Below are 15,598 nucleotides of genomic sequence, written 5' to 3'. Positions count from 1 at the left end.
GTGCACGATGGAGGGGCGGTTCCCCGCGGGCAGCCGCCACGCGGCGGCCGTGAGCGTTGCCGCGCCGACCCCCTTGCGGGTCGACAGGGCGACCGCCACGACCTCGGCGCCGCTCGGATCGGTCAGCGGGTAGGCGACCGCCGAGACCACGTTGGGCAGCTCCTCGAAGACGGCCGCGACGGGGGCCGGCAGGACCGGGCCGGCCGCGGTGCGGACCACTTCGTCGACCATCCCCTCGAGCCAGTAGTCGCCGTCGGCGTCGCGACGGAACAGGCTCGCCGTGGCGTGCCAGTTGTCCCCGGGCGCGAAGACGTCGGTCTGCGGCTCCCGCCCGGCGACGTTGGCCTTGTCCGTGGTCATCAGGAGGCCGAGCTCGCCCGCGGCGGCCGGGACCACGAATCCTGCGTCGTCGCGGACGACCTCGCCCGCGGCCAGGTCGTAGCGCGCGAGCCGGATCCGTGCGGACCCGGGCAGCGGGCGGCCCACGGATCCGATCTTGTTCCCGGCGACGTTGCCGAGGATCGCGCCCAGCTCGCTGGAGGCCCACATCTCGAGGACGCCGGCGGGGGCGAACCGCTCGGTCGCGCGCCTCCAGAGACCGCGTGGCAGGCCGGACCCGAAGAACAGCCGGATGGTGTGGTCACGCTCGGCCGGGTTGGGCGGCGCCTCGACGAGGGCGTTGAGCTGGGTCCACGTGTAGGAGACGGCGGTCACGCCGTACCGACGGGCCTCGGCCCAGAACGTCTCCGGGTCGAGGTCGCTGAGCATCGCGATCCGGGAGCCGCCGACGACCGCGCCGCCGATCGACGTCAGCAGGCCGGCCGGGTGGTGCAGGGGACTGACCGAGAACAGGGTGTCGCGGTCGGAGAGCTGCGCGGACGACGCCGTGCCGTATGCCGTGAGCGCCCACCGCCCGTTGGTCACCCGGACCAGGCGGGTCCGCTCGCCGTGCCCGCGGAAGAACACGAACGCGAGGTCGTCGGCGCGGCCGGCGTTGCGCCGGTACCACTTCGGCATCGGGGGAGCGTCCTGCTCCTTGACCTCGAGGTCGTTGATCCCGTCGGCGGGCTCGGCGCCGCCGCGGAGCAGGAAGACCTTGCCGGGCACCCCGGCCGGCCGGAGCGCCTCGTGGGCGGGGTCGGTGTAGACCCGGGTGACCTCGCCGAGCTCGGCCTCACGGGCGGAGTCGCCGTCCGGCCGGAGGAGGACGGCGACGGCTCCGATCCGGTTGAGCGCGATGATCAGCGCCAGCGCGGTCGGGCGGGTCGCCATGAGCACGCCGACCCGGTTGCCCGGCTCCACCCCGTCGATGACGAGGCCCCGGACGATCCGGTCCACCCGGTCGTTGATGACGCCGTAGTCGTAGACGAGGCCCTCGAAGAGGAAGCCGACCGTGGCGGAGGAGTGCGAGGCCCGGCGGTCGAACACCGTCGCCAGCGACTCGTGGGTGCTGCCGCGCAGGCCGACGGCGCGCGCGACGCGCGGGATCTGGGCCGCGGGGGTGAAGAGCCGCTGGATCCGGCGGACCGGGTGGGCGGCCTCGGCGGCGATCCGGCGGGCGGTCTGCTCGGCGATGCTGCCCGCCAGCTCCAGGTTGTGCTCGAGCCGCTCGCGCGGGGCGGCCGTGCCCTCGGTGCGCGGCACGGCGACGACCGCTTCGGGCAGGTCGCCGAGCCCCTCGCGCCACTTCACCCACGCGGCGGTGGCCGGCCAGGTGTGGGCGATCGAGGACGAGCCGACCACCAGGCCGAAGTGGCCGGCGCGCATGCTGAGCTCGTGGACGTCGGCCCGCGGCGCGGCCTGGCGGATCGCCCGGACCGTCCCCGCCGGCGCGATCTCGTCGACCTCGCCGACGATGGTGAGGACCGGGACGTCGATGTCGGCCAGCGACACCGCGCGTCCCGCGACCGAGAAGCCGCCGCTCAGCATCCGGTTGTGCAGGACGAACTGCTCGAGCACGTAGGACAGGGACGGACCGGGGAAGGCGACCCAGCCGTCGCGCATGAGGAACTGGCGCTGACCCTCGCGCGGCAGCAGCGCCTCGCGGTCGTGCAGCGCCCAGAGGAAGGCGATCTGGCCGGTGACCGCGCCGATCGGGTCGAGGGCGCGGAACCCGGTGCGGGTCATCCAGCCGGGGAGCGAGTAGCGGTTCGCCGTACCGCTGAGGAGCCGGGCACCGGTGGTCGCCACCTGCGTCGGCACCTTGAACGGGGTCGTTCCGTGCATGTCGACGGGCGAGCCGTAGACCGTGATGCTGCCGATGCCCTCGCTGCGGCGGTAGGCCGCGGTCTGGTAGCAGAACATGCCGCCCTGGGAGTAGCCGGCGAGGTGGACCGGACGGCCGGTCTCGCGCAGGACGAAGTCGACGGCCTGGTCGACGGCGAGGACGTGGTCCTCGATGGTGCGCTCCAGGCCCCCGGGCTCGTGCTCGGGGGAGCCGAAGTCCACTACCCACGGCTGCACTCCGTCCGCGGCCAGGGTGCGGACCGCGCTGGCCTGCGGGGAGACGTCGAAGACCTCAGAGCTCACCATGAGCGGCGGCACGAGGACGACCGAGGGCGCATCGGCGGGCAGGTCGGTCTCGTAGCGGCGGAGCCGGTGGTGGACACCGCGGTCCGCGACCTCGAACGCCGAGGGCAGCTCGCCGGTGCGCAGACCGCCGTAGCGTGCGACCTCGAGCAGGTTCTGGGTGTGCCGGGTGATCCGACCGATCGGCCCTGCCATGGAGCGCCTTTCGTCCGCAGTGCTTCCTCCCCGGGGGACAAGGTAGCGGCGTCGGGACGAGACACGTCGGCGGGCCGAATGACATCCGTGTGATTCGGCGTCTACAGTAGGTCCGAGACCACTGTCGACCTGGGGAGAACGCATGGACCCGCAGCGGAGCATCCCGTCCCTGGACGGGCACGGCGCGACCGCGACCGCGCCCGGAGACCAGCTCAGTGACCGCGACCGCGAGATCCTGGAGTTCGAGCGCCAGTGGTGGAAGTACGCCGGCGCCAAGGAGACGGCCGTCCGCGACAAGTTCGACATGAGCTCGACGCGCTACTACCAGGTCCTCAACGCCCTGATCGACCGCCCGGAGGCCCTGGCCGCCGACCCGCTGCTCGTCCGGCGGCTTCGCCGGCTGCGCTCCCAGCGCCAGCGTCAGCGCTCCGCCCGCCGCCTGGGCTTCGAGGTCTGATCCCATGACCGGTCACCCTTCCCCCACGGACCGGACCCAGCGCAACGAGCGGGGCGCCGTCCTGCCCTCGCCGGTCGTCTGGCTGAGCATCGTCGCCGTGGCCGTCGCCGCCTTCGCGTTCGTCGCGACGCGCGGCGCCGAGCCCGAGGAGCGCGAGATCCAGACCTCGTCCTCCTCCCCCGACGAGACGACCCCCACCCAGACCCCGCAGGACGACGACGAGGTCACCTCCCCGACCGACGAGCCGACCGAGACCGAGACCTCCGAGCCGCTCGAGCCGAAGAAGACCAAGCCCCCGGTCGAGCGCGCCGACTACGGCGTGGTCGTGTTCAACAACACCAGCATCGCCGGGCTCGCGGGCGAGGTCCTCACCCAGGTCCAGGAGATCGGGTGGAACGCGGTCGCGGCCGACAACTGGTACGGCACGATCCCGGCGACCACCGTCTACTTCCCGCCCGGCAAGCGCGACGCCGCCCAGAAGCTCGCCCTCGACCTCGGCATCCAGCGGATCGTCGCGGCCGACCCGGCGATGAGTGACACCAACCTCACCGTCATCCTCACCGGCGACCTGGCCTGAACGACTGCCGATCACCCGATCGGCACTCAGTTCACCCTGCCGAAACCCGGGTACCAGGGGTTTCGTGATGGGATGGTCGCGTGCAGTTCTCGACGGCTGAGGGTGAGCATCGCTACGCGGACATCGTCCGCGTAGCCGGTCGCACCATCATCGGCCTCGACTTCGACGGCACCCTCTCGCCGATCGTGGACGACCCGGGACGGGCGCACATCCACCCCGACGCGGCCGAGGTCCTCGTCGACCTGGCGCCCCAGGTCGCGGCGATCGCCGTGATCACCGGCCGCCCGGCGCGGCAGGCGCTCGACCTCGGTGGGCTCGAGGAGGTCGGCGACGCGATCCAGGCGGTCGGCAAGGAGCTGTTCCTCTTCGGCCAGTACGGCAACGAGCGCTGGTCCTCGCGGCACCGGAGGATCGTCGGGCCACGTCCGCCCCGGGGGCTGGCGACTTTCGAGCGTGACCTGCCTCGCACCCTCCGCATCGCAGGTGCCGCCGACGCGTTCGTCGAGGACAAGGGCCTCGCCGTCGCGGTGCACACCCGCCGCCTCCCGGACCCGCAGGCCTCCTTCGAGCGGCTGCTGCCGCCGCTGCGAGCGCTGGCCGAGCGCCACGGCATGGTGATCGAGCCGGGGCGCAACGTGATCGAGGTGCGCTCGCCCGGCGCCCACAAGGGGATGGTGGTGGAGAAGCTCGCCGCCGAGCTCGACGCCCAGGGCTTCCTCTTCGCCGGGGACGACCTGGGTGACCTGGAGGCGTTCGAGGCTGTCGCGGACCTGGCCAAGCAGGGCGTAGCGGCGCTCCGCGTCTGTTCCGCCTCCCAGGAGCAGAGCGCGCTCCTCCCGCTCGCGGACATCGTCGTCCGCGGCCCCGCGGGCGTCGTCGCGCTGTTGCGACAGCTGCGCCTCGACATCCAGCAAGCCGCGTCGAGCTACTGATTCATCTCGAATGATGGACATGCGTCTCGCATGTCGGGATCTGGATTGGGAGGGAGGGTGTCCCTGCCGATAGTTTGGGTGCTGCTCATCCAGAGGGACTGAGGGAACGGCCCTGCGAAGTCCCGGCAACCGCCACCTACCTCCACCACCCGGCACGGTATCCGCCGACGGGGACGGAACGGTGGAAACGGTGCCAAATCCGACCCGGTGCGACCGACGCGGCGGGGCAGATGAGAAGGAGGAAACTGTGAGCGCTGTCGTCACCGAGGTCGACCGTCAGGTCGACACCCCGGCGTCCGGTCCGCGTGAGGGCGCCTTCGGCAATGCCGTGGCGCTCGCCTGTCGCGAGTGTGGCCACCAGGTGGCGCTCGGCCCGTTCTACGCGTGTCCGGAGTGCTTCGGCCCGCTGGAGATCACCTACGAGTTCCCGGCGATCACCCGCGAGGAGATCGAGGCCGGTCCGCGCAACATCTGGCGCTACAAGGCACTGCTGCCGGTGCCGACCGACATCGAGTCCAGCCCCAACACCGAGCCCGGCTTCACCCGGCTGCTCCGCGCCGACAACCTCGGCCGCGAGCTCGGTATCGAGAACCTCTGGGTCAAGGACGACTCGACCAACCCGACCAACTCGTTCAAGGACCGCGTCGTCGCGTGCGCGCTGAGCGCCGCCCGCGAGCTCGACGCGAAGGTCTTCGCCTGCCCCTCGACCGGCAACCCCGCCACCGCGGTCGCTGCCGCCGGCGCCCGTGCCGGGATCAAGACCGTCGTCTTCATCCCGAGCAACCTCGAGCAGCCCAAGCAGGTCAACTCCGCGATCTTCACCGAGAACCTCGTCGCCGTCGAGGGCAACTACGACGACGTCAACAAGCTCGCTTCGGAGATCGCCGGCGAGGAGGAGGGCTGGGCGTTCGTCAACGTCAACGTCCGCCCCTACTACGCCGAGGGCTCCAAGACTCTGGGCTACGAGATCGCCGAGCAGCTCGGCTGGCGGATCCCCGACCAGGTCGTCATCCCGGTGGCGTCCGGCTCCCAGCTCACCAAGGTCGACAAGGCCTTCCAGGAGCTCATCAAGCTCGGCCTGGTCGAGGACAAGCCCTACCGCATCTTCGGCGCGCAGGCCGAGGGCTGCGGCCCGGTCGCGACCGCCTTCAAGAACGGCACCGACGCGATCCGCCCGGTCAAGCCCGACACGATCGCCAAGAGCCTCGCGATCGGCAACCCGGCCGACGGCATCTACGTCCTCGACATCACCCGTCGTACCGGCGGTGCCGTCGAGGAGGTCACCGACGACGAGATCCGCGAGGGCATCGTGCTGCTCGCCCGCACCGAGGGCATCTTCACCGAGACCGCCGGCGGCACCACGGTCGCGGTCACCAAGAAGCTCGTGGAGACCGGCGTCCTCGACCCGACCAAGGAGACCGTGGTGATCAACACCGGCCACGGCCTCAAGACCCTCGACGCCGTGTCCGGCCAGGTGGGAGCGGCCGCGACGATCGCGCCGACGTACTCCGCCTTCAAGGCCACGGGCCTCTGACACCCACCCCAGCGAAAGCGAGCAGCGAATGAGCGTCAGCGTCCGGATCCCGACGATCCTGCGCACCTACACCGGCGGCGACAGCGAGGTCAGCGCCACCGGCGCCAACCTGGCCGAGGTCCTCGACGACCTCGACGCCCGCTTCCCCGGGGTCAAGGGCCGGATCCTCGACGAGGACGGCAAGCTGCGCCGGTTCGTCAACGTCTACGTCGGCAACGACGACGTGCGGTTCCAGGACGACCTGCTCACCCCGACCCCCGACGGCACCGAGATCTCGGTCATCCCCGCCGTCGCCGGCGGCTCCTGATCCGATGAGCACCGCCCGCTCCGCCCCTGCCCTCGTCGCCGGAGCGGTGCTGGGCTGGGCATCGGCCCACGCCGTCCGCCGGTTCGACGGCCGCGCCGGCGTCGCCGCCGCGGGTGCCGCCCTGGTGGGTGCCGCCGTGATCTATCCGGCCGCCCGTCGCGAGGTCGGCCCCGGTCTCGGGGTCGAGGCCGGCGTCGTGCTGGCGACCACCGCGCTGACCGCCGCGGCCGTGAGGGCCGACAGCGCCGCGGGCCGCCGCATCGTCGCGGCCGGCTGGGCGTCGCACGCACTCTTCGACTTCCTCCAGGGGCCGAGCCACGACTCGCGGCTGCCCGCTTGGTACGCACCGTTGTGCGCCGGCTTCGACGTCGCGTACGCCGGCCGCCTGGCGCGGTGACCACTGCGACCGGGCGCGGGATCAGCCGAGCAGCTCGGCCGCGAGCGTCGCGGTCGCGGCGTAGTCGACCTTGCTGACCGCCGTCCGCGGCACCTCATCGACGAACAGCACGGCCTTGGGCACCTTGTAGTTGGCGACCAGCGTGCGGCAGTGCTCGAGCAGCACGTCCGCCGTCACCGGTGCACCCTCACGGGACTTGACCAGCGCCGTCACCTGCTGTCCCCACCGCTCGTGGGGCGTCCCGACCACGGCCGCGTCGAAGACGTCGGGATGGCGCAGCAGAACTGCCTCGATCTCCTCGGGGTGCACCTTCTCCCCGCCCGTGTTGATGCACACGGAGCCCCGCCCGAGCACGGTCACCGATCCGTCCTGCTCGCGTCGCGCGAAGTCGCCGGGGATCGCCCAGCGGACGCCGTCGATCTCGCGGAACGTCGCGGCCGTCTTGGCCGGGTCCTTGTAGTAGCCGAGGGGCACCGGGCCGGACCGGCCGAGCATGCCGTCGACGCCCGGTGGACACGGCTCGAAGCTGCTGTCGAACACCTCGACCTGGTCGGACACGTCGAACCGGGGAGCGCCGGTGGCGGCTCCGGTGCCGTCGTCGATGCGCGAGCCCGTGGCGCCCGACTCGGACGCGCCGTAGGAGTCCAGGATGAAACGGCCCGGGAGGGCGCGCCGGATCTGCTCCCGAACGCCGTCTGACAGGGGAGCGGCACCGTTCGACACCGCCGCGAGGCTGGAGAGGTCCCACCGGTCCGGCGCGGCGAGGATGGCCTCGGCGACGGGGCGCCCCATCGCGTCCCCGAGGAACGTCAGCGAGTTCACCCCGGCCTTCTCCACCAGGTCGAGGATCCGCGTCGCGTCGAAGCTGGTCTCGGTGTAGAGGGCCACGGTGTAGCCGGCGACGTGGCCGTTGCCGAGGATCCACTGGCTGCCACCGTGCATCATCGGACCGCAGGCCAGGAGCACCATCGGGTTCTCGTTGGCCGCCGCCTCCGCGGCGAGCTGCTCGACCGACTCGATCGGGGCGCCGTAGCGAGCGGCGTTGAGGGCGGCGCGGATGATGTCGTCGTTGCGCCAGATCACGCCCTTCGGGTTCCCGGTGGTCCCGCCGGTGTAGAGGACGTAGTGGTCCTCCGGGCTCCGACCGGCCACCTGGCGCTGCGGCGACGCCGCGGCCAGCGCAGCGTCGTACCCCTCGTCGAGGACGATCAGGTCGCGGAGCAGGGGAACGTCGAGCGCCCGGACGGTCTCGACGTGCTCGGGCGCGACGATCGCGGCGACGCAGTCGGCGTTCTCGTAGAGGTACGAGAGCTCCTCGTGCAGGTACTTGTAGTTGATGTTGATCGGCACGGCTCGGGCCTTCAGGCAACCGTAGAGAGCATCGACCCACTCGATCCGGTTGCTGGCGTGGACGGCCACGTGCTCGCCCGGCTCGACGCCGAGGGACACCAGGTGGTTGGCGAGCCGGGTCGCGCGGTCGTCGATGTCCGCATAGCTGTAGACCCGGTCCATGGTGAAGACGGCGGCCCGGTCGGGGATCGTGTCGGCCATCGCCTCGAGCACGTCAGCGAGGTTGAGGGGGCGAGGTGTGGTGCTGGTCACCGAGCCAGCCTGCCGGGTGGAACACGTTCTTGTCCCGAATTCCGGCGGGACGCGAGACTACGTCGGTGACCGACCACCACTACGCGCTCGGCGTGACCTGGCAGGGCAACCGGGGCACCGGCACGAGCGGCTATCGCGACTACAGCCGCGACTGCCTGCTCACCGCCGACGGCAAGCCCGACCTGCTCGGCTCGGCCGACCCGACTTTCCGCGGCGACCGCACCCGCTGGAACCCCGAGGAGCTGCTCCTCGCCGCGCTGTCGCAGTGCCACCTGCTGTCCTACCTCCATTCGGCGGTCAACCACGGCATCGTCGTGACGGCGTACGACGACCACCCGGTCGGCACGATGAGCCAGGTCGGCCAGGGCGGTCGGTTCACCTCCGTCGTGCTCCGGCCGCGGGTCACGATCGCCGACCCCGCCCACGCCGAGCTGGCGCGGACCATCCACCACGAGGCCAGCGAGAACTGCTTCATCGCCGCCTCGGTGAGCTTCCCGGTCACCCACGAGCCGGAGATCCTCGTCGGCTGAGGCACCACTTCGACATCGCACCTCCACCGCGGCGCCACCATCGGTTCAGGTGGATCTGATGGACAGGGGCCGTGAATCGCACACGGACGGCGGCCGGCGTGGCCGTGGCAGCAGCAGGTCTCGCCTTCGCCGGCGCCCATGGCGGGCGGGAGCTGCTGCGGCGGCAGGCGGCGATCGCGCGGCGGCGGATCGGGAAGCCGCTGGGGGAGGACGCGATCGACGCGGACCGCGTCTGGAAGAAGGTGTACGGCGACCCGCTGCACCTGGTCCTGCTCGGCGACTCGATCGCGGCGGGCCTCGGCGCCGAGCGGCGCAAGGACACGCTCGGGGCGCGGATCGCCCGTGGGGTGGCCAAGGAGCTGCACCGCTCCGTCGAGCTGCGGACCGCGGCGGTGGTCGGGTCGGAGTCCTCGGCGCTCGCCGGCCAGATCGACCGCCTGCCGTCGTCGTACCGCCCCGACGTGGCGGTCATCGTGATCGGGGGCAACGACGTCACCCACCGGGTGCCGGTGGTCGACTCGGTGCAGCACCTGGAGGCCGCCATCACCCGGCTACGTGCCCGCGGCGCGGTCGTCGTCGTCGGCACCTGCCCCGACCTCGGCGCCCTGCGCGAGGTCCCGCAGCCGCTGCGTGCGCTCGGCTCGCGGATGTCGCGCCAGCTCGCCGCGGCCCAGCGCGAGGCCGCGATCCGCGCCGGTGCGCACGCCGTGACGCTGGCGACGGTCGTCGGCCCGTTCTTCATCACCAACCCCGAGGAGATGTTCAGCCTCGACCGGTTCCACCCGAGCGCGCTCGGCTACAAGCGCACCGCCAAGGCGCTCGTCCCGTCGGTGCTCGCCGCGCTCGGCGTGCGCGACGAGGTGCCGTTCGGCCACCACGCGCCGCTCACGTCGTAGGGTGCCGCGGTGCCCACCGTCCTGCTCGTCACGTTCGACCTGATGCCCGAGGGCGAGCCCGGCGGCGCCGTGCTGGTCCCGGCCCTCGAGGCGCGGGGGATCGACGCCCGTTGGGTCTGCTGGGACGACGCCGAGGTGGACTGGGCCGCGGCCGACCTGGTCGCGGTGCGCTCGACCTGGGACTACCACCGGCGCCTGCCCGCCTTCCTCGCCTGGGCGCAGCAGGTCGGGCGGGAAGGCCGGCTGCTCAACGGGGCCGACGTGTTCACCTGGAACGCCGACAAGGGCTACCTCGTCGAGCTCGACGGCGTGCTGCCCGTCGTACCGACAGCGCTGCTCGACGACGCCGCCCTGGTCGCCGGGCTGACCGCCGCGCTCGAGCGCTGGGGCCAGGTCGTGATCAAGCCGCGGACCGGGGCCGGCGGGCGCGGCGTCGTGGTCGCCGATCGCATCGACGACCACCGTCTGTTCGAGCTCGCCGCGGGGCCGTGGGTCGTGCAGCCGCTGGTCGCATCGGTCCGCACCGCCGGCGAGACGTCGGTCTACGTCCTCGACGGCACGGCGGTGGCCCAGGTCGACAAGTCGGTGGCCGGGGACGAGGTGCGCGTCCACGAGGAGTACGGCGGCAGCAGCCGTCCGGTCCCGCTCGACCCGGGTCGCGCGGCCGTCGCCGAGCAGGCCGTCGCGGTCGTGGGCGGGCGGCTCGACGCCGACCTCTCCTATGCGCGCGTCGACCTGATGTCGTGGCAAGGGGCGTGGGTGGTCAGCGAGCTCGAGCTGATCGAGCCGGGCCTCTACCTCGACGTCGACCCGTCGATCGCCGATCTCTTCGCCGACGTCGTCGCCGCCCGGCTCCGTCGCTGAGGCTGCACGATTGATTCGGCGGACCCTCCAACCTCCCGGGCCGCGTGTGCGTTGATGGGGTGTGACCGAGATCCGAGGCGACGAGGAGGCGTTCCGCCGCTGGGCGGGCGAACGCCAGCTGGCGCTGCTGCGCACGGCGCTCCTCCTCACCGGTGACCACCACCGTGCCGAGGACCTCGTCCAGGACGCGTTGACCAAGGTCGCGCTGCGCTGGCGCCGGCTCGCGGACGGCAACCCCGACGCCTACGCGCGCCAGATCATCGTGCGCGACAACATCTCGGGGTGGCGCAAGCGCCGCCGCGAGCTGGTCGTCGCGGAGCCCGCGGACCGCGGCACGCCCGACCCGGCCTCGGGGGTCGACCGGCGGCTCCTGCTCGACGCGGCGCTCGCCGCCCTCACGCCGCGGCAACGGGCCGTGGTGGTGCTCCGTTTCTACGACGACCTGTCGGAGCGCGACGTCGCCGAGCTGCTCGGTGTCGCGGTCGGCACGGTGAAGAGCCAGACCCACCTCGCGCTCAAGCGGCTGCGGGAGGCCGCGCCCGAGCTGGCCGACCTGCTGCGCGAGGAGATCTGATGACCGACCAACGCCTGCGTGAGCTGCTCGAGGAGCGGGTCGCCGACGTGACCACGATCGACCTGGGTGCCGACGCGTGGAGCCGAGCGAGCGCCGTCCGCCGGAGCCGGCGCACGGCTGCCTTCGCAGCCGTCGCCGCGGTCGCGGTCGTGGCCGTCGTCGGCGCGACCACCGCGGTCGTGACCGGCGGCGACGACAACCCGGCGCCGCCGCCACCGGCGACCAGCCCCACCGAGTCTGCGCCGGGGCCGAAGGCCGAACGTGCGGGGACCTACGGCGGCGTACCCGTCTGGTGGGCGCCACCCGCCGACCAGGAGGCCGATCTCCCGCGCCTGACCGGCTCGGAACTCCCGGAGCGGATCGACCTGTCGGCGCGCGGGGGTGGGCTTCCGGCCGGGATCCGCGCGGTCGCCCTGTTCCAGGTCGACGACGACCGGCACCGCTTCGGCGAACCGCCCGAGGGCGTGGTCGTGCTCGGATCGGACGGCGTGACCTACGCGATGGACGCGAGCCGGGTCGAGCCGATCAGCATCGGGAGCGGCAACTACATCCCGTTGCCGATCGTCAGCGCCGAGAGCCTCTCCCCGGACGGGCGGTACGCGTTCTTCCTCGAGAGCGAGTCGCTGGAGATCTACGACTTCGGCACGGCGACGTGGACGACGCTCGACCTCGGTCGCACCTACATCGAGGCACGCTGGCAGGGTGACCTGATCGAGGTGACGAGCGTCGGCATCGACCTCGACGTCTCCCGCTACACGACCGAAGGTCGGCGCGTCTACAGCTCCTCCGAGCTCCCCGAGTCCTACCGCGGACCGACCCGACGCGACGAGCCCTACGGCCGGGTCGCGCGCCTGGTGGACTACGGCGCGCAGGCGCGCCACCTCGCGGGTTCCGTCACCACCCCGGACGGTGCAGCTGTTAGGGGCGTCGACGCGGTCGCGGCCGGTGGCTACAGCGAGCCCGACACCCTCCTCGCGATGCCGTTCGAGACCGGCGGCGGACGCTGGAACCAGTGCTGCCCGGTCGTCGGCTGGCTCGACCTGGAGACCGTCCTGTTCGAGTCCCGCCACGACGACGCCCGCGTGCTGGCCTGGCGCGTCGGCACCCCCGACCTGTTCCAGGTGTCCGAGGTCGTCGGCTGGACGCCCGGCGAGGAGTCCTACGTCGCGAGCTTCGCCGCCCTAGATTGAGCGGGTGACCCGAGCCCGCTGGTTCCACCTCGTCACGTTCGCGGTCGCCGCGGGGGCCGTCCTGCTCCAGCTGGTGCTGGTGGTCCAGGGCGGTCGGGTGCTCGACGAGACGTCGCGGCCGGACCTGGTGACGCGGCTGGTGCGGTTCGCGTCCTACCTCACCATCTGGAGCAACGTCCTGGTCGCCTGGTCGGCCGCCACCTTGGCGTTCGGGCGCGACCGCGACAGCCGGGTCTGGCGGGCGCTGCGGCTCGACGCGGTGGTGATCTGCTTCGGGGGCGGCGTCGTCCACTTCTTCCTGCTGCGCCCGCTGCTCGACCTCCACGGTGCCGACCTGGTCGCCGACAAGCTCCTCCACCTCGTCGTCCCGCTGCTGGCGGTGGTCGGCTGGGTCTGGTTCGGCCCGCGTGGGCGCGCGACCCGTGCGGACCTGCTGCCGTTCCTCGTCGTGCCTGTCGGCTGGCTGGTCCTCACGCTGGTCCGGGGCGCGTTCGTCGACTGGTACCCCTACCCGTTCATCGACGTTGTCGAGCACGGGTACGGCGTCGTCCTGCTCAACGTCCTCGGTGTCACGGTCCTCATGCTCGTGCTGGCCCTCGTCGCGGTCGCGGCCGACCGGTCCCTGACCGTCCGGCAGGCGGACCGGCGGTGACCCCGCCGCTTGCACTCGCAGGGGTCGAGTGCTAAACATGACGCTGGCACTCTCATCAGGAGAGTGACAGAAATCCCTGACTCGGGGAGTCGAGGTCAGCAGCGTCGGTGGGAAGGGTCCGCCGGTTCGGTCTGGCCGTCCGTCGCGGGCGACGAGCCGGGTCCAACAGACATCTCTAGCGAAGGAATCGCAGGAGTTATGGCGAAGCTGATTGCTTTCAACGAGGAGGCCCGACGCGGTCTCGAGCGGGGTATGAACACCCTCGCCGACGCTGTCAAGGTCACTCTCGGCCCGAAGGGCCGCAACGTCGTCCTGGAGAAGAAGTGGGGTGCCCCCACGATCACCAACGACGGTGTCTCCATTGCCAAGGAGATCGAGCTCGAGGACCCCTACGAGAAGATCGGCGCCGAGCTGGTCAAGGAGGTCGCGAAGAAGACCGACGACGTCGCCGGTGACGGTACGACGACGGCGACCGTCCTCGCCCAGGCGATGGTCCGCGAGGGTCTCCGCAACGTGGCCGCCGGTGCGAACCCGATGGGCCTGAAGCGCGGGATCGAGGCCGCCGTGGCCGCTGTGTCCGAGCAGCTGCTCGGCATGGCCAAGGAGATCGAGACCAAGGAGCAGATCGCCTCCACCGCGACCATCTCCGCCGGTGGCGACACCACCGTCGGTGACGCCATCGCCGAGGCGATGGACAAGGTCGGCAAGGAGGGCGTGATCACGGTCGAGGAGTCGAACACGTTCGGCATCGACCTCGAGCTCACCGAGGGCATGCGGTTCGACAAGGGCTACATCTCGGCCTACTTCGTGACCGACCCGGAGCGCATGGAGACCGTGCTCGAGGACGCCTACGTCCTCATCGCCAACTCCAAGGTCAGCAACGTCAAGGACCTGCTGCCGCTCCTGGAGAAGGTCATGCAGTCGGGCAAGCCGCTCGTCATCATCGCCGAGGACGTCGACGGCGAGGCTCTCTCGACCCTGGTCGTCAACAAGATCCGTGGCACCTTCAAGTCCGTCGCCGTCAAGGCCCCGGGCTTCGGTGACCGCCGCAAGGCCATGCTCCAGGACATCGCGATCCTGACCGGTGGCCAGGTCATCTCCGAGGAGGTCGGCCTCAAGCTGGAGACCGCTGGTCTCGAGCTGCTCGGCCAGGCCCGCAAGGTCGTCATCACCAAGGACGAGACCACCATCGTCGAGGGTGCGGGCGACGCGGCCCAGATCGAGGGCCGGGTCAACCAGATCCGTGCCGAGATCGAGAAGTCGGACTCCGACTACGACCGCGAGAAGCTCCAGGAGCGCCTCGCCAAGCTGGCCGGCGGCGTGGCCGTCATCAAGGTCGGCGCGGCCACCGAGGTCGAGCTCAAGGAGCGCAAGCACCGCATCGAGGACGCCGTCCGCAACGCGAAGGCGGCTGTCGAGGAGGGCATCGTCGCCGGCGGTGGCGTGGCGCTCGTCCAGGCCGGGCTCGGCGCGTTCGCCAAGCTCGAGCTCGAGGGCGACGAGGCCACCGGTGCCAACATCGTCAAGGTCGCCATCGAGGCCCCGCTCAAGCAGATCGCGGTCAACGCCGGTCTCGAGGGTGGCGTCGTGGCGGAGAAGGTGCGCGGCCTCGAGGCCGGTCACGGTCTCAACGCGGCCACCGGCGAGTACGTCGACATGATCGCCAACGGCATCATCGACCCCGCCAAGGTCACCCGGTCGGCGCTGCAGAACGCCGCCTCCATCGCGGCGCTCTTCCTCACCACCGAGGCTGTCGTCGCGGACAAGCCGGAGAAGTCCGCCCCCATGGGCGACCCCACCGGCGGCATGGGCGGCATGGACTTCTGAGTCCCGCCCACCTGCTTCACCACAGGGCCCCTCGCTTCGGCGAGGGGCCCTGTGCCTTGTGCTCCTCGCTGGTCGCCTTGGGATCGAGAGGCAGGCTGGCGCCATGGCCGTCGAGCTCCTTCGTGCACCTGCCCTGACCGAGGACGTCCCCTACGCCTACGCCGCGCGGGTGGCGGAGCTGGTGTTCACCGCCGGCGCGTGTCCGCTCGACGACGCCGGGGAGGTCGTCCATCGCGGCGACGTCGTCGCGCAGGCGGAGGTGGTGATGGGGAACCTCGTGGCCGCGCTCGAGGCCGCCGGCTGCACGCTGGCGGACGTCGCGAAGTCGACCGTCTACGTCGCATCCTCCGAGCGGACCGACCTGGTGGCGGCCTGGGGCGTGGTCCGGGAGGCGTTCGGCGACCACGACGCGCCGAGCACGCTCCTCGGCGTCGCCGTCCTCGGCTACGAGGGACAGCTGGTCGAGGTGGACGCGGTGGCTGCGCGCCCCGCCTGAGTCGCCACGGCGGTGAAAGACCGGGCCAGGTGCCGGACA

16 protein-coding genes and 1 riboswitch are annotated in these 15,598 nt (G+C 71.7%); of the genes, 14 read left to right on the top strand and 2 right to left on the bottom strand.

The genetic code is table 11. The annotated features are described in order from the left end of the window. Positions 1 to 2,724 (bottom strand): AMP-binding protein (locus H0487_RS00535; RefSeq protein ID WP_183092268.1); only part of this gene is annotated, 2,724 nt, incomplete at its 3' end. A gap of 142 nt (positions 2,725 to 2,866) precedes the next feature. On the opposite strand from H0487_RS00535, the gene H0487_RS00530 reads away from it, so the two are divergent. The 6 genes from H0487_RS00530 to H0487_RS00505 all read left to right on the top strand — a co-directional run bounded on the left by H0487_RS00530 (position 2,867) and on the right by H0487_RS00505 (position 6,928). Continuing rightward, complete coding sequence (locus tag H0487_RS00530; protein WP_183092267.1) at positions 2,867 to 3,181, top strand: DUF3263 domain-containing protein; 315 nt, start codon at positions 2,867 to 2,869, stop codon at positions 3,179 to 3,181. A 4-nt stretch (positions 3,182 to 3,185) separates the two neighbouring features. After that, positions 3,186 to 3,758: a LytR C-terminal domain-containing protein gene (locus H0487_RS00525; protein ID WP_183092266.1), complete on the top strand. Its 573-nt coding sequence runs from the start codon at positions 3,186 to 3,188 to the stop codon at positions 3,756 to 3,758. An 80-nt stretch (positions 3,759 to 3,838) separates the two neighbouring features. Further along, the gene (otsB, locus tag H0487_RS00520; protein WP_183092265.1) at positions 3,839 to 4,690 is read left to right on the top strand and encodes a trehalose-phosphatase; all 852 of its coding nucleotides are present in this window, start codon (positions 3,839 to 3,841) and stop codon (positions 4,688 to 4,690) included. Positions 4,691 to 4,772: 82 nt separating this feature from the next. Beyond that, positions 4,773 to 4,927, top strand: a riboswitch (SAM riboswitch). 10 nt (positions 4,928 to 4,937) lie between these two features. Continuing rightward, positions 4,938 to 6,224, top strand: a complete 1,287-nt coding sequence (gene thrC, locus H0487_RS00515) for a threonine synthase (RefSeq protein ID WP_183092264.1) — start codon at positions 4,938 to 4,940, stop codon at positions 6,222 to 6,224. 28 nt (positions 6,225 to 6,252) lie between these two features. Then, positions 6,253 to 6,531: a MoaD/ThiS family protein gene (locus H0487_RS00510; RefSeq protein WP_183092263.1), complete on the top strand. Its 279-nt coding sequence runs from the start codon at positions 6,253 to 6,255 to the stop codon at positions 6,529 to 6,531. Between the two features lie 4 nt (positions 6,532 to 6,535). Further along, a complete protein-coding gene (locus tag H0487_RS00505; RefSeq protein ID WP_183092262.1) occupies positions 6,536 to 6,928 on the top strand; it encodes a hypothetical protein in 393 nt (130 codons plus the stop codon). A 21-nt stretch (positions 6,929 to 6,949) separates the two neighbouring features. Here the strand turns inward: H0487_RS00505 and H0487_RS00500 are convergent, their stop codons facing one another. After that, positions 6,950 to 8,530, bottom strand: coding sequence for an AMP-binding protein (locus H0487_RS00500; protein WP_183092261.1), 1,581 nt, complete (start codon positions 8,528 to 8,530; stop codon positions 6,950 to 6,952). Between the two features lie 65 nt (positions 8,531 to 8,595). Between H0487_RS00500 and H0487_RS00495 the strand changes: the two genes are divergently transcribed. From H0487_RS00495 to H0487_RS00460, 8 genes are all read left to right on the top strand, one after another. Then, entirely contained in the window at positions 8,596 to 9,060 is a 465-nt protein-coding gene (locus tag H0487_RS00495) for an OsmC family protein (protein WP_183092260.1), read from the top strand. Between the two features lie 71 nt (positions 9,061 to 9,131). Beyond that, entirely contained in the window at positions 9,132 to 9,956 is an 825-nt protein-coding gene (locus H0487_RS00490; RefSeq protein ID WP_312855768.1) for an SGNH/GDSL hydrolase family protein, read from the top strand. 9 nt (positions 9,957 to 9,965) lie between these two features. Next, complete coding sequence (locus tag H0487_RS00485; protein WP_183092259.1) at positions 9,966 to 10,820, top strand: ATP-grasp domain-containing protein; 855 nt, start codon at positions 9,966 to 9,968, stop codon at positions 10,818 to 10,820. Positions 10,821 to 10,881: 61 nt separating this feature from the next. Further along, positions 10,882 to 11,394 (top strand): SigE family RNA polymerase sigma factor, encoded by a 513-nt coding sequence (locus H0487_RS00480; RefSeq protein WP_312855767.1) that lies wholly within the window; start codon positions 10,882 to 10,884, stop codon positions 11,392 to 11,394. After that, complete coding sequence (locus H0487_RS00475; RefSeq protein ID WP_183092258.1) at positions 11,394 to 12,584, top strand: hypothetical protein; 1,191 nt, start codon at positions 11,394 to 11,396, stop codon at positions 12,582 to 12,584. The genes H0487_RS00480 and H0487_RS00475 overlap by 1 nt, the downstream gene beginning before the upstream one ends. Positions 12,585 to 12,588: 4 nt before the next feature. Beyond that, complete coding sequence (locus H0487_RS00470; RefSeq protein ID WP_183092257.1) at positions 12,589 to 13,236, top strand: Pr6Pr family membrane protein; 648 nt, start codon at positions 12,589 to 12,591, stop codon at positions 13,234 to 13,236. 198 nt (positions 13,237 to 13,434) lie between these two features. Beyond that, positions 13,435 to 15,063: a chaperonin GroEL gene (gene groL, locus H0487_RS00465; RefSeq protein ID WP_183092256.1), complete on the top strand. Its 1,629-nt coding sequence runs from the start codon at positions 13,435 to 13,437 to the stop codon at positions 15,061 to 15,063. A gap of 103 nt (positions 15,064 to 15,166) precedes the next feature. Next, entirely contained in the window at positions 15,167 to 15,559 is a 393-nt protein-coding gene (locus H0487_RS00460) for a RidA family protein (protein WP_183092255.1), read from the top strand. Positions 15,560 to 15,598 lie beyond the last annotated feature (39 nt).

Source organism: Nocardioides stalactiti, from assembly GCF_014180715.1.
In the GTDB taxonomy this organism is placed as follows: Bacteria; Actinomycetota; Actinomycetes; order Propionibacteriales; family Nocardioidaceae; genus Nocardioides; species Nocardioides stalactiti.
The sequence above is the reverse complement of the archived record's forward strand: the minus strand, read 5'-3'. Positions and strand labels throughout refer to the sequence as shown.

What these genes read in the sequence shown, in the direction of transcription:
- H0487_RS00530 (WP_183092267.1), top strand. Translation starts at nt 2,867, where the DNA reads ATGGACCCGCAGCGGAGCATCCCGTCCCTGGACGGGCACGGCGCGACC.
- H0487_RS00525 (WP_183092266.1), top strand. Translation starts at nt 3,186, where the DNA reads ATGACCGGTCACCCTTCCCCCACGGACCGGACCCAGCGCAACGAGCGG.
- H0487_RS00510 (WP_183092263.1), top strand. Translation starts at nt 6,253, where the DNA reads ATGAGCGTCAGCGTCCGGATCCCGACGATCCTGCGCACCTACACCGGC.
- H0487_RS00505 (WP_183092262.1), top strand. Translation starts at nt 6,536, where the DNA reads ATGAGCACCGCCCGCTCCGCCCCTGCCCTCGTCGCCGGAGCGGTGCTG.
- H0487_RS00475 (WP_183092258.1), top strand. Translation starts at nt 11,394, where the DNA reads ATGACCGACCAACGCCTGCGTGAGCTGCTCGAGGAGCGGGTCGCCGAC.
- groL (WP_183092256.1), top strand. Translation starts at nt 13,435, where the DNA reads ATGGCGAAGCTGATTGCTTTCAACGAGGAGGCCCGACGCGGTCTCGAG.
- H0487_RS00460 (WP_183092255.1), top strand. Translation starts at nt 15,167, where the DNA reads ATGGCCGTCGAGCTCCTTCGTGCACCTGCCCTGACCGAGGACGTCCCC.